Below are 14,894 nucleotides of genomic sequence, written 5' to 3' on the forward strand. Positions count from 1 at the left end.
CTTTGCGGGTGTTTTGATTAGGCTTCCTTCGGAATGACCCTGCCTAATCGTAGTGGTGGTAGCCCGGGCTCATACCGTTATGGCTTCCAAGGGCAGGAAAAAGATGATGAAGTTAAAGGGGAAGGGAATTCTGTAAATTATAAATATAGGATGCATGACTCACGTGTGGGTAGGTTTTTTGCGGTTGACCATTTGACTCTGAGTTACCCATACTATACCCCTTATAGTTTCAGCGGAAATAAAGTTATTGCTTTTGGAGAAATTGAAGGATTAGAAGAAGGTTGGGTTATCAATGGAGAAGAAGTTGTGAAATTAGAAGGTCCTACCGAAGAAGTACTGAATTCATTTGCCACTCAAGAATTAGCTCAAGCAGCTCAAAGTATTGGAATGCAAACTCCTTCAATGATGGATTCGTATATGAAATTCCTATATAACAATCCATCAACTCCATATACAAAACCAGCAACAGTAACCTGTAATTGTGCTACTTGCTTTATAAATGCAAGACCAAATACTATGCTTGGAGGGAAATATTCCATTGGTGGAAATATTGGTGTAGGAATTATGGAAGCTCCAAGTGTAATTCTTCCAGAAATAGCATTTGCTAAATTAGGACGGGCTTATCAGATTTGGAAATCCTCAAAACTTGCAACTCAAACTATAAAGAATGCTAATAATTTAGTTCATCCTGAATTTATTAATAATGCTGACGAGGCATTTGATATATATATTGCTGCACAAAAAAAAGCAGTAGCAAATGTTAATAATTCAGGAAAAACTATCTTAGGCTCTTTTCCTGATTATATTCAAATGGCTAAAAAGAATGAAAGTAGTTATTTTGATATTGGTGCAACTTGGGATGCACTTGCAAAGAATGGCCAAAATGTGTGGAATATTAACAAGGTTTTTTTGGACAAGGTTGCTAGACAAGGAGATGAAATTATCATTACACTAGGTAAAAATAAAGAACCAGGAAAGTATCTAAAAAAAGAAATAAAATATTTAATAGAAGAAAAAGGATATATATGGAAAAATGCAGAAAAAACAATTTTAACACCAAAATAGAGGTTTATGAGAGACTTAAAAGGCATAATATCTGATTTGTATAGTTTTTCAAAAAAACATGAGCTAAAAGAAATTACGAATATTAATAATGGTTCTAACCTTCAAATGATTTTCTCAAATAATAATGTACAAATAGAATTTTTAAGAGATAAAGGAGAGTTTTCTACGTATATTAATTTTTTAAAAATTCCAACAAAAAGAGATTTATATAGTTTAAATATCATTGCAGAAATATTATCCAATGAAAACATTAGAGACACTAACCATTTAAATCAATTAAATTATCTTCAGGAGTACTGGTCTTCAATCTTTGATTTATTTAAAAACGATGTTAAGGTAGATGAAAAATATGATGTAATATTTAATAAGTTATTTGATTGGTAACCTCCTGCCGTACCGAGTAAGCAAGTGCCAAATATATGTAGAGCGTCTCCAAGCGGGACGTTTCTTTGTTTCAAACCACACTTACCAAAAACCAAAATAAAGCCCTATTTTTATATCATATTTTTACTGTTTTAGTGCTTATAATACATACCAAAAACGCAAAAAATGGTAAGTTTTTAATATATTAAAAAACACAAACGTTCTTATACATAAAGCCTTTTGAGGTGTTTTGATTAGACTACCTTTGGAATGACCTTGCCAAACAGGCGTGGCGGTGACCCTGACACATATAGATATAGCTTCCAAGGACAGGAAATGGATGACGCCATTAAGGGGGAAGGAAATAGCTTGAATTACAAGTATAGGATGCATGACCCTAGGGTTGGGCGGTTTTTTGCGGTTGACCCTTTAACTAAAGATTATCCTTATAACTCTCCATATGCATTTAGTGAAAACAGGGTTATAGATGCTATTGAATTAGAAGGGCTTGAAGCATTTTTTATTCATGGAACAGTAATCGCTCCATATGGATTAAATTTTGGAACTCATATGTTTAGAAAGGGACAATCTGGAGTTAGAGGTCTAACACCTTTATTAGGTAATAGAACTAGCGATGTTGGTTTTAAATGGACTGGTGAAAATTCTGATTATGGAAGAACCCATGCCGGAGCAAGGTTAGCTGAGTATATTATTGATAATAGAAAACCAGGTGAACCAATAAGCATCGTTGGGCATAGTCACGGAGGTAATGTAGCTATAGAGGCAGCTAATATTTTAGTTAAGAAACACAAAATTAACCCTAATAATATAAATATAGTTGCCTTAAATACTCCTCGACAGAGTGATATAGAAATAAGTTCTGAAGCATCTCAAGCTAGTTTAATTAGTATTAGTGCTAAAGGAGATTTAATTCAAAGTATTGGAAGTGATGCCTGGGACGGTAATATTTCAGTACTTGACTCAGATATTGCTATATCTTATGACGATAAAATAAATGGTGTAGATGTAAATCACATTGGTCCAGCTAGTATTAATGTTAATGAATGGTTGCCAAAGTTAGAAACAGCAATTAAACAAAGAGAGAAAGAAAAAAACCAGTATATTGAAAAGTTATCCAATTTTTATGAAGAAAACGGCGATACTTATGGGTTTAATGAAGACACTGGTAAGCTTTATGAGTTGTCAAAAGAAGAGTTTTCTCAAAATAAAAAAGAGTTTATAAATAAGAGGTTAAAAGAAGAAGGCTATAAAGAGAGCTCTAAGAAACTTTAATTATGAAAACTAAATATATTATTCCTTTTTTATTAATATTTTTTTCACTTCTTTTTTCTTGTAGTAAAAAGAAATGCAAGGTGATTTCTATAAACCAAAGCATAATAGATACAACTAAAATAAAAAGGAATTATGTTTTTAAGAATCAATCTAGAGGTATAGATAGTTTGATTGTGATTGATTATTATAATTATAATAAAGAGCAAAAAACTAAGTCGCTGATGAGTTATTCAGAATGCGGTCATTCTATTGGGTTGAGCTATAAATTCAGAAAAGAATCTATTAATATCCAATTAGAAAAAAAGAGCAAGGCTGAATATGTGTTTTCTATTAACGGATTCTGTTTTCGTGAAGATTTCTATATGAATGAAAAAGAGATAAAAATGGATTCCTTGTATGTTCTAAATATAGAGCCTTGCCATAATAAGACTGAATTAAATGAAATAGCATTTAAAAGGTTTACGCCAATATATTTCGTTACAAAAAATGGAGATAAATGGGATAACATTACTAAGTTGGGTAATGGGTCAGATTAGTTGGTGTTAAGAAATAAAAAGAGAAAGCTTTTACAGAGATGTGGAGGCTTTTTTAGTTTTAAAGAGAATCAATATTCTTATCAAAGAACTCTTTAAATTTCTTTGTTGTAAGCATTTTATCGATAATTCTGTAAACCATATTTTTATCTTCCCAGCTAGTCCTCGTATCGGCTAGCGCTTCGTCTTTGACGAGTGCCGTACAGAGTAAGCAAGTGCCAAATATATGTAGAGCGTCTCCAAGCGGGACGTTTCTTCGTTTCAAGACACACTTTCCAAAACCAAAATAAAGCCCTATTTTTATATCATATTTTTACTGTTTTAGTGCTTATAATACATACCAAAAACGCAAAAAATGGTAAGTTTTTAATATATTAAAAAACACAAACGTTCTTATACATAAAGCCTTTTGAGGTGTTTTGATTAGATTACCTTTGGAATGACCCTGCCCAATCGTAGTGGTAGCGAGGGTTCGTATCGATATGGGTTTAATGGAAAAGAGAAAGATGATGAAGTTAAAGGCGAGGGTGTACAATATGATTATGGGTTTAGAATTTATGATGCAAGAATTGGTAAATTTTTGAGTACTGACCCATTATTTAAAGGTTACCCTTGGTATACTCCTTATCAGTTTGCTGGAAATAAACCAATATTAGCTGTTGATTTAGATGGTTTAGAAGAATATATTCCCATACCAAATACAGAGGAAAGTTCTACCCCAAAACTAAAGTATTCTATACAAGAATCTGTGCCTTGTGTTGATTGTCATCATAATACAATTTTAGACCCAAGTGATTTAACTGAAGAAGATATTCAGGAAGCTAAAACTGCAGCAGTACTGACTCTTACAATTGCAACAGCAGGTGTAGGGGCAGAACTCTATGCTTCTGGTAGGTTAGCTTATGGTTTTTATAGATTAGCTTGGATTGCTTCTAATCCAGCTAACCAAGAAATGGCTGTTGCTGTTGGAGGTTTAACAGCAAGTCTAATAGACCCCAATCCTGCAAATGACTACCCAGGTAATTTAGATGATGTAGCTAGACCAATTAAATACCTTTTTAGAGGTACAACTAGAGGATTTTCAGGAGGAGCTACAGCTATTAAATATTCTGCTACATATACAAGTACAGACCCACTCAAAGCAACAATTTTTTCAACACTTAATAAAGCAAAAGGTGAAGCTATAGTGTTAATAGGAAACATGAAAAAGCTAAAAAATATTCCTACATTGCCATCTAATAGACTTGCTGAAATGGAAAAAGAAGTTATTTTAAATATACAACCTTCAACCTTCATGAAAGAGGCAGCTTCTATAACTCTTGGTCAAGCCAAAAGTATTTTTAAAGAAATGGGGATAGCAGTACCTTCAACTGTCAACATGCAGAATATTAATACTATTTTAAAGCAAACTAAAGACTTAACAGAAAAACAAATAAACACTTTTTATGAAAAAGCATCAAAAATAATTGAGAAAGAAGCTATCAAACAAACTGAAGAATTTATAAAAAACCTTGATAAGAGTAATAATTAATGATTAAGATAGTAGGGAAAATAAATAAAGAGCTAAGCGCAAGAATATTAAATGTTGATGAAAATATAATAGGCTTTTTCGTTGATTATACTGACATTTCGATACCTAAAAAAACTTTTTTTAAAGAAGTGTATTTAAATGGAATACACGAAAATATTGATTGTGAATTAATTTATATTACAAATGAATCTTTATTTGAACTAGATTTTATAGAAGAAGGGTATAAAACTATTTGTTTTTTTAAGTTTCATGGGAATATTCCTAAAATTGTTAATGATATTCCATATGTCAAAGATTGGTATGATTATAAGGACCATTTATCTATGGCTATTTTTAGTACTAATATTACTTGTTAAGTTCTGGCAAGTAGTGGTAAGAGTTAGCCCCCCCCGCTACCGCTAGTTTAAAAACTAGTAGCGGTAATGAGTAAGCAAAAAAATAATAACATTAATGATACAAAACGAGTATAACTTTTATACTCGTTTTTTGTTGATTAATTAGTGGGAGAAAAAAAGGACTTTTTTTAGTTTAGCTCTGTACTTTATACAATCAAAATAAAGCCCTACTTTTACTGTGCATTTTTACCGTTTTGGTACGTGCAAAATGTATCGAAAAAGCAAAAAAAGGTAAGTTTTTAAGGTATTTAAAAACACGAACGTTCTTATACATAAAGCCTTTAGAGGTGTTTTGATTAGGCTTACCTTTGGTATGCTTCTACCCAATCGCCACGGTAACAGTAGCGACTATCGATACGCATTCAATGGCAAAGAGAAAGATGATGAAGTCAAAGGCGAAGGTGCGCAGTATGATTATGGGTTTAGAATTTATGACCCACGAATCGGTAAGTTTTTGAGTACCGACCCTTTATTTAAAGGTTTCCCTTATTATACACCTTATCAATTTGCAGGTAATACTCCTATTCAAGCTATAGATTTAGATGGATTAGAAGAATATCACTATGCGTTTACTTTGGATGAAAATGGGGATTCTGAAATAAAGCTCGAAACTGTAAACGATATAATTGAAAAGCAATGGAATCGGAGTACTTTTTCATATACAACTAAAATAAATGTGTATGAAAAACATATAGTACACTACAGACCAGAAATTTTAGTTGTCGTGGAGTTTCAAGGTATTATGGCTAAGCAGGATTAAACAGAGACTTATGATAATAAAGCAGATGCACTAAATACTACTTATAATGATTTTGAAGATGATTTTGTTAAAGCTGAGATTTTACAAGGCATTGCAAGTGGAGCCAGTATAAGAGCTAACACTAGGAGTATGCGTCGTTCACCTAGAAGTAAAAACCTTGACTCCAAAGCTCAGCCAAAATCTATTTTACTTAGAAATGTTAGAGGGTTTAAAAATTTCTCAAAAATAAGTCATCAAATAGCCAGCAAGTCATTTTTAGGACAGTCAGTAATGTTTAATGCGAAAATGGCAATTAATAAAAGTCAGATGTTAATCAAAGATATCTATATGTTTAGGAAAGGTTCGCTAACATGGTCTGATAAAGGATTAGTAGGTAAAATGGGAAGAGAAGTTATACAGTTTAAGTCGAACATGATTCAAAAAGCAAAAGAACAAGGGGTTAAAACTTTAATTTTAGAGTTTATGCGAACAGGAGAAGGTTCAACAAAAAGAGAACGAGTAATGATAATGGAAATTGATGTTGAAACTGGAAAAACAATAAAAACTGAAGAAATAAGTATTTCACAGCATAATAAGAACAATAAGATAGATTAGAAATAATTATGAGAAATGAATATGATTTAGAGTTAAAAAGATATTTGTTTAATTATTATGGAAATCTATTAACTAAAGATGAAATTGATATTTGGAATTCAATTATTGAGGATTCTAAAGAAAAATCTTTTTTTAGGAAAACCAAATGGAAAAATAAACATAAGGATAAGTTTTATCGAGATACTATCAATAGACTGTTAAATGAGCATGGGCATGATATATATATGAACAAGTGCAGTATTTGTGGTATACTAGCTAGAACCCCTAAGTCTAAAATTTGTAGAAATGGTCATAAAAAAGTTGATGATGTTTGGCAGTAGAGTATTTTACGCAATCCCCCGCTCCCGCTAAGCTGTGCTTAGTGGCGTTAAGAGTAAGAAAAAAAACAAAAAGAGAAAAGCTTTTACAGAGATGTAAAGGCTTTTTTTAAGTAATAGCCTTAAGCTTCACGGACTTTATGGGTTAGTGCCATTGGGCAATAGATTCAAATGATTAATCTCAAAAACATAATACAATTTTGTTCCTAATTTTGTTTTTCGAAATACAAAATTCATAGAAATTATTGATGCTTTGATAAGATCTAATGTTCTAAGAATTGGCGTTTAAAATCTTGATAAGACTTGAATTTTTAAAAATAAATAGTACTTTAGTAATACCAAAGCGCATACAGAACCGCATACGTTTTTGATTATATGGAATTTTACTAAAATATTAACCATCTGTTTATCAGTAGTTTGAAATTAACGGGAGTGCTGTAACAAGTAGCTCGTCGGGCTCATAACCCGAAGTTCTTTTTCAACTTTGGGTTTCTTTTCTAATAAATCAAGTTCAATATTTAAGATTTATCTACTAAATCGAACAAATAACGAACTAATTCAACCTTTTTAAATCATAAATCTTGTTTATAAGCTTTTTAATAGTATCATGATGACGTACAGAACGGACATCTCCCATACCGTCCCGTACCATTCACTATGATGGAGATTTCATTGTACAGTATGGACAGCAGTTTCATTTTCTTGGAGGAACGGAACCGTTCACTTATCTGGTAGCCGCTGGATACAGTAGGTTCAAATTCGTCTAATATGAGATGATTTATTAATAATAATAATTTCAATATCTTCCTTCAAAAAGTTCGAATTCTGTCCTCTTGAGGTCACGAAAAAAGCGAGTTAATTTTTATTAACTCGCTTTTTATTTGTTTAAAATAACATGCTTTTTTTGCGAGATGGGAAAGTCTTACGTCTTATATCTTGTAGCGAAGCGGTCTTTTGTCTTTTTAGTGGACATTAGTGAATACACATATATCAAACACAAGGATAACAATCCAAATCAAGATGATTAATAACAAATGGTTTTGAATGCATAATTTTCAAACCTAGGGCGCAATCATAGATATTTTATAGGATATGACATAAGAAATTTGTTTTCTTAAAAAATTTAACAAATAAAGTATCTAACATAATTGAATTACAATTGGCTCAAAACATTAAAGCATTGATTGTTAGTAATATATCGAATATCAATGTTAAAAGATTGTTAACGATTTGAACATATGTTTCACTTATAAACACATAAGTTTCCTTAAATACCTTAGTATTTCACAATCTTTGTATCTAAACTTTAACTAAATAAATATGAAAATTAATTTGCTTGAAAAGATGCTATTTAAAAAATGGCAATTCAAGGCTTGTTTAATTGTATTTCTGTGTTCGCTCGGAATGAATGCAATGCAAGCTCAAACAGTAACTGTCAAAGGTGTGGTTACAGGTGATGGTATCCCCCTAGCAGGAGCTAGTATAATTGTGGTGGGCACAAACAAAGGCGCTGTTACCGATTTTGATGGTAATTATGAAATTACCGCTGATACTAATAGTACACTACGCTTTAGTTATCTAGGTTATGTTAGCCAAGATGTGAAAGTCAACGGTCAAACTCAAATTGACGTTTCCATGAAAGAAGATGCTGCTGCACTTGATGAAGTAGTGGTAGTTGGGTATGGTACCCAAAAACGAAAGGAAATTACTGGTGCTGTAGGGCAGGTAAAAAATGAAGATTTAGCACTTAGTGCTACTGCCGATATTGGTACGGCGCTTCAAGGGCAAATAGCTGGTGTAAACGTTACGGCTTCAAGTGGTCAACCTGGTGCAGAATCTAATATCCTTATTCGTGGTATAAGTTCTGTGTTTGGTCAAAACTCCCCACTTTACGTTGTAGATGGTATTCCTTTTGATGGAGATCCAAAATTAAGTATCGACGAGATTGAAACTATTGATGTATTGAAAGATGGTGCCTCGGCAGCAATTTATGGTACACGTGGTTCTGCTGGTGTAATTCTTATTACAACTAAAAAAGGTAAAGAGGGTGTCATGAAGATGAATATCCATACTTATTATGGGTTACAATCTATCACATCCGGTTTACCTATAATGGAAATAGAAGATTATTTATATACTAGACATTTAAGGCAAAACACTTTAAATGGTACCTTTTTTGGTAATACCTGGACACCAATTGTGCAAGGGCCACATCAGTTAACCAATAATACAAACCTATCAAAAGTTGTTGAAAATGACGCGGCACCACTTCAGAACCATAACTTGAGTATCTCTGGGGGTAAAGATGGTTTAGCATATAATATTAATGCATCTTTCTTTAAGCAAGATGGTATGTTAATCAATTCAAAATATGAACGATTTAATATTCGCGCAAACACACAATACAGAAAGGGTAAATGGAATATTTCCACAGGTTTAGGTTTTAGAATAGAAGAAAGAGATCGAGAGCCTTGGCAATTGTTATTACAATCTTATAAATATAACCCGTATTCTCAATTCTTAGACCCTAATACTACGAGTCTTGTTCATTCAGGCTCTCCTGATGATAATGATGCTTTAAATGTTTCTAATAACTTATTGAGATTAAAACAATCAGATAGAGATAATGTAGATAGTTTTGATGCCAATATTTCAGCGAGATACGATGTTAGCGAGAGCTTCTCTTATACATTTAGGGCGGGTATGAATTACTCTAATGGAACAAGAGTTACCATTAACCCCGTATTTAGACAGTTTACTGAGGAAGGTCAATTAATACCACCTACACAGCGTTCTGGAATTAAAGAACAATATTCAAGACGAACAAAACATACTTTAGAGAATATCTTAAACTATAAAAAGAGTTTTGGAGATCATAATGTTCAATTAACAGGTTTGTTTTCTGCAGAAACTTCTTTTGCAAGACAAACGTTTGCAGATAAAAGAGATTTATTAAGTAATGAAATTACTAATCTTGACGGTGCTTTAAGAGATTCTGATGTTGGTAACTCTGGTGGACTATGGAACAACAGAACCATCAACTTAATAGGTTTAATGGCCAGAGCACAATACAACTATAAAGGTAAATACCTATTTAGTGGAGCGGTAAGACGTGATGGCTCTTCTCAATTTGGTGAAAATAATAGATGGGGAACATTTCCTTCTGCTTCTGTAGGTTGGAATGTTTCAGATGAAGGGTTTTGGGAGCCCATTAAAAGTTTTGCGACCTCATTAAAGCTTAGAGCTGGTGTAGGTACAGTTGGTAATGATGGTTTTGAACCCTACAGTAACCAACCAACAATTACAATAGATAGAGATGCAATCTTTGGGCCTGAAGAAAGAGACAATCTGATTTTAGGAGCTATTCAAACCCAATTTAAAAATGCAGATGTGAAATGGGAAACATCCGTTTCTAAAAACGTAGGTTTTGATTTGGGACTGTTTAAAAATAAGTTAAGTATATCGGCAGATTTTTATCAAAACGATAAAGAGGATTTATTATTACCTTTATTATTACCACCAACAACTGGAGCTGGAGAAGGTTCTACGGTAGTCATTAACGTTGGCGATATGACCAATAAAGGTATGGAGTGGACGGTAAACTATAAGCATAGTGGCGATAAGCTAACTTGGGATGCAGGCGCAACATTCACAAAAAACACAAACGAAGTAACGCGTATGAGCGGTTCCAATGATATTTTGTACCTTGATAATAGTAAGGTGGTACAAGATAATGGTGAAGATTTAGTATCTGTTGTAGCCGAAGGGTTTCCTGCTGGTTCTTTTTTCTTAATAAGAACTGATGGTATTATTGACGATCAACAAGAATTGGATGCATATAATACGCTAATAGGTGGCACCGCTAATCTTGGAGATTTAAAATATGTTGATGCGCTTACAGAAGATACGGATGGTGATGGCATCCCAGATGCTGGTGATGGTGTTATTGACATCAACGATAGACAATTTTCTGGTAGCGGCTTACCAGAGTTCGAAATTGGTTTTAATTTCGGAGCAAAATACAAAGCCTTTGATTTTGCAATGCAATGGTACGGCGCATTTAACGGGGAGATAATGAACGGTAGTAAAGCTTGGGCTTATAAAGCAGGTACTCACCAAGATTTAGTACACCAATGGACGGCTCAAAACCCTACATCTCTAATCCCTACTGATAGAAGAGGAAATCATGATAATTATAGAGGTCATACAGATTTCTGGTTAGAAGATGCAACTTTTGTGAGATTACGTAACATTGCTTTAGGATATACAATACCTAAAGATTTTATAGAAAAGCACGGTATATCAAATTTCAGAATATATCTTTCAGCACAAAACCCTTTAACAATTACTGATTATACCGGTTTTGATCCAGAAGTAGGAAACAACGGTTTAAGCACAAGAGGTTTAGATAGAGGTAGTTATCCTATAAGTTCTAGTTTTAGATTTGGAGTGCAAATTGGATTTTAATTGTTAAATTTGATAAAAAAATGAATAAAACGAATATAAATACTAACAAATACTTATAAATTATGAAAAAGACAATATTTAAAAAAATGGTGTTTTTGTTAGTATCCTCTGTAGTTATCTTTGGTTGCGCCGAAGATTTTCTAGAGGAAACTAACCCAATACAACTATCTACTGATAGTTTTTGGAAAAATTTAAACGATCTTAATACAGGATTAACTGCTGTATATAATTCATTAAAAGACGGTAATACTACCTCTATAGCAAATGAATTAAATAGAAGTGATATGACCTATCCAGGTTTTGGAAGACCAAATGCTACCAATGAATATTGGTTACAGACCTTTAATAATTCATCAAGTGCCCCTAATGGAAAATGGGCATCGCTATATAGAGGGATTTTTAGAGCAAATCAAGTTTTGGAAGCGGCAGAACGGTTATATCCAGATTTTAGCGCAGAAACCAAAGAAGATGCAGATATAGTTATCGGCCAAGCTAGGGCTTTAAGAGGGCTGTTTTACTTTTATTTACATTCTGGATTTAATAGGGGTGCGGTGCCAATTTTTGATTTTGTACCAAGGGTAGAATCAGAGTTTTATGAGTCTATCCAACCAGCTAGTGTAGTACAGGAATTTTTCAGAGCAGATTTGGAGTATGCAATAACTGTACTCCCTAAGTCCTACGATTCTGGGCAAGAAGGACGCATAACGGGTGGTGCAGCAATAGCACTTCTAGCAAAAAGCTACCTTTACGAAGGCGATTACCCAAGAGCAGCGGCTCTTTTTAAACTAATTATAGATGAAGGACCTTATTCCTTAACTCCAGATATAGGGAGTAATTTCACAACCAGAGATGAATTTAATGAAGAGTCTATTTTAGAGATTGGATATTCTTTAAATTATAAGAATGAACTTCCTCCTTTTGGAGAAGATCAAAACTCTAACACACTGAATTTTGTATTTAGCCCAGCAAATGTAGGTGGGTGGAGAAGCACTTACCCTGCATTATGGTTAAATTTAAAATACCAAAGAGATCCTTTGGATATGCAAGACCCAAGAAACACGGTAACTAGAATCAGGCGTATGCCAAATGGTTTACCTGCCTTATATGCTGAGGGAGAACTTGATGAAAATGGTGTAGCACGTAGCCAAGGTGAGATAAAGATGGATGTAGATGTTCCAAGAATTTATTCATTACGTACGTCAGCATCTATTGCTTTAGTTGGTGATTGGGATACAGATTATTATGGGCTTCCAACGCCACAAGGAACTTTATTTAATAATAATGAACACAGTTATTGGAGAAAATATACAAACTGGGATATTACTAGAAACGAAAAATCCATTTCTAACGAAGTACCACGCTCAGGTGTCAATGTAAGGTTGATTCGCTTAGCGGATGTGTATTTAATGTATGCAGAATGCTTAATCTCAGGAGGTACCAATAATGCAGGTGTTGAAGAAGCACTAGTATATATAAATAGAGTAAGAAGACGGTCTGGTGTTAGATTATTGGGAATGACAGGTACTGGTGAGTACCCTGTTAATGACCATGATGATGTTCAATATACTGCTAATACTTTAATGGAGCATTTAATGTATGTTGAAAGACCCTTAGAGTTATCTGCTGAAGGCAATGCTATTCGAACCATAGATTTACGTCGTTGGGGCATCACTAAGGCTAGGTTCAAAGAACTGTCCGAAAGAGTGTATTATAATGACCATTTTAAGTATGAAGATGAAGATGGCGACCCTAAAACGCGATGGAACTCTGTTGTTTCTGATGAGCCAACACCATTGAGTGGCGATGAGCCATTTGAAAATTGGACTGAGTTTGTACAGGCTGCTGCAAATTATGTAGAAGGCAGACATGCCTATTGGCCTGTACCAAATAGTGAAGAAACTGCTAATCCTAAACTTTACGGTGCTCAATAAAAGCACTATGCTTTAAATGTGTATTACAACAATAAAATTTTAAAATATGAAAAATAATATAATTTTAACTTGTCTTATTTTGGCAATCACTTTTATTGGTTGTCAAAAAGACGATGAATATGATGCTCCAAATTCGTTTTCGGATGTTGGGTGGTATATAGGTTATCCTGTTAACCCTTTGCCAGATACTTTATTGATCAATAAGGATGATTACATCTCTTTTTCAGATCTATCCCAAAGTGCAACAACTCACAAATGGGAAATAGAATCTGGTAACTTTTTTCTGGACCATCCTATAAAACGTAATGATTCTGTGTTTGATGATAAGATAATAGGATCTGGTTCTATAGCCGATAAAACGGTTAGTGTTTGGTTTAGAAAATCAGGATTTAACAAGGTGAAATTTATCAATACATTCAAGGAAAAAGTAACTTTCAGAGGACCTGGATTTACCATAGAAGCAGATTCTGTTGGACCTGGCGAGTGGCTAATAGATAATACATTTGTTGTAGATGTCTATGATTCTATTGTACCAATTATAAGAATTGAACAAGACGGCGTTGTATTAGATCATGAGAATCCAAATGATACCATTTTTGTTGAAGCAGGTGGATCTTTAGATTTCTTTGATTTAACAACACAAGGAAGACCAGACGATTGGGAATGGAGTATTGGGGGCTCAAGGAATTTTGAGCAAAACCCTACCATAGTTTTAAAGAAGCTAGGTACTTTTCAAGGTCAATTAGAATTAAGAAGAGCAGGCCTAAATATTCCTGGAGATTATGAACAATATAAAATTCCAGCACCATTTAAGGTTATTCCTTCAAGTCAACCATTTGTTGTGATTCCAGAGGATATTATTGAGCTTGAAGACCAAACCATACAAGTACCTTTTAATGGTGAGTTTGCTCCTTTCTTGAATCAAAAACAATACTTTACGGTAACTTTAAATGGGGTGGAAACTACCAATTTTGATTTAGCAATAAATTCAAATGATGCTACTATTTTAGATATTAAATTTAATGAAACCATTTACCGTAATGATACTATCACGGTAAGTTACGATGGTAACGGTACACTAGAATCTACAGATACGAGATCTCCAGTTGCTTTTGGTCCAGAAACTGTAAAAATGTTCCAACATGAAGTTGTGGTTTTTGATTTTGAGGACGGAGGCGTAAATTGGACTGCGCATCCAGAAAATTTAGCAACAACAACAATTACACCGTCCACAGAACAAGCTGCAAGTGGCGCTTTTAGTTTAAAAGTAGATGCTGCCGCTTCGGGTAACTGGTCTTCATTTAGAAATTTAGTGGATCAATATTCTCTTACTGCAGGTGTTAAATACCAAATGGAATATAAAATATATAAGGTAGCAGGTGCTGCTATAAATATGAATGGGCCTTGGATTGCTAAAGATGGTGGTGGCACCGTAGTGCAGTTTTGGAACAATACTGTTAAAGATGCTCCAGCAGATACTTGGGTAACTGTGAGTCCTGGTGGAAGATATACTGCAGCAGAGACAGCTGATTTCTATGAAATATATATTAGACATAACGGTCAAGGCGTTTTATACTTTGATGATATTAAAATTTTAATAACTGACGAAAGATAGATTTTAGTCATTTTTATATCATAATTTTAA

The 14,894-nt window shown here is 33.6% G+C and carries 12 protein-coding genes; all 12 read left to right on the forward strand.

The window, feature by feature from the left end; translation table 11 throughout:
• The first annotated feature begins 33 nt into the window (after positions 1–33).
• The 12 genes from ABXQ82_RS16915 to ABXQ82_RS16970 all read left to right on the forward strand — a co-directional run bounded on the left by ABXQ82_RS16915 (position 34) and on the right by ABXQ82_RS16970 (position 14,864).
• Entirely contained in the window at positions 34–1,065 is a 1,032-nt protein-coding gene (locus ABXQ82_RS16915) for a hypothetical protein (protein ID WP_367062565.1), read from the forward strand.
• A 6-nt stretch (positions 1,066–1,071) separates the two neighbouring features.
• Entirely contained in the window at positions 1,072–1,449 is a 378-nt protein-coding gene (locus tag ABXQ82_RS16920) for a hypothetical protein (protein ID WP_367062568.1), read from the forward strand.
• 249 nt (positions 1,450–1,698) lie between these two features.
• Positions 1,699–2,721: a hypothetical protein gene (locus ABXQ82_RS16925; protein WP_367062571.1), complete on the forward strand. Its 1,023-nt coding sequence runs from the start codon at positions 1,699–1,701 to the stop codon at positions 2,719–2,721.
• A 2-nt stretch (positions 2,722–2,723) separates the two neighbouring features.
• Complete coding sequence (locus tag ABXQ82_RS16930) at positions 2,724–3,257, forward strand: hypothetical protein (RefSeq protein WP_367062574.1); 534 nt, start codon at positions 2,724–2,726, stop codon at positions 3,255–3,257.
• Between the two features lie 436 nt (positions 3,258–3,693).
• Positions 3,694–4,785, forward strand: coding sequence for an RHS repeat-associated core domain-containing protein (locus ABXQ82_RS16935; RefSeq protein ID WP_367062577.1), 1,092 nt, complete (start codon positions 3,694–3,696; stop codon positions 4,783–4,785).
• On the forward strand, positions 4,785–5,141 hold the full coding sequence (locus ABXQ82_RS16940; protein WP_367062580.1) for a hypothetical protein: 357 nt from the start codon (positions 4,785–4,787) through the stop codon (positions 5,139–5,141). Before ABXQ82_RS16935 ends, ABXQ82_RS16940 begins: the two co-directional genes overlap by 1 nt.
• Before the next feature lie 352 nt (positions 5,142–5,493).
• Positions 5,494–5,940 carry an RHS repeat-associated core domain-containing protein gene (locus ABXQ82_RS16945; RefSeq protein ID WP_367062583.1) on the forward strand — a complete coding sequence of 149 codons (447 nt, stop codon included), beginning with the start codon at positions 5,494–5,496 and terminating at the stop codon, positions 5,938–5,940.
• A gap of 129 nt (positions 5,941–6,069) precedes the next feature.
• Entirely contained in the window at positions 6,070–6,534 is a 465-nt protein-coding gene (locus ABXQ82_RS16950) for a hypothetical protein (protein WP_367062585.1), read from the forward strand.
• 8 nt (positions 6,535–6,542) lie between these two features.
• Positions 6,543–6,854 carry a hypothetical protein gene (locus tag ABXQ82_RS16955; protein WP_367062588.1) on the forward strand — a complete coding sequence of 104 codons (312 nt, stop codon included), beginning with the start codon at positions 6,543–6,545 and terminating at the stop codon, positions 6,852–6,854.
• A gap of 1,317 nt (positions 6,855–8,171) precedes the next feature.
• The gene (locus ABXQ82_RS16960) at positions 8,172–11,318 is read left to right on the forward strand and encodes a TonB-dependent receptor (protein WP_367062591.1); all 3,147 of its coding nucleotides are present in this window, start codon (positions 8,172–8,174) and stop codon (positions 11,316–11,318) included.
• A gap of 62 nt (positions 11,319–11,380) precedes the next feature.
• The gene (locus tag ABXQ82_RS16965) at positions 11,381–13,249 is read left to right on the forward strand and encodes a RagB/SusD family nutrient uptake outer membrane protein (protein ID WP_367062594.1); all 1,869 of its coding nucleotides are present in this window, start codon (positions 11,381–11,383) and stop codon (positions 13,247–13,249) included.
• Positions 13,250–13,295: 46 nt separating this feature from the next.
• A complete protein-coding gene (locus tag ABXQ82_RS16970; RefSeq protein ID WP_367062597.1) occupies positions 13,296–14,864 on the forward strand; it encodes a hypothetical protein in 1,569 nt (522 codons plus the stop codon).
• Positions 14,865–14,894 lie beyond the last annotated feature (30 nt).

Source organism: Algibacter sp. 2305UL17-15 (assembly GCF_040720935.1).
In the GTDB taxonomy this organism is placed as follows: Bacteria; Bacteroidota; Bacteroidia; order Flavobacteriales; family Flavobacteriaceae; genus Jejuia.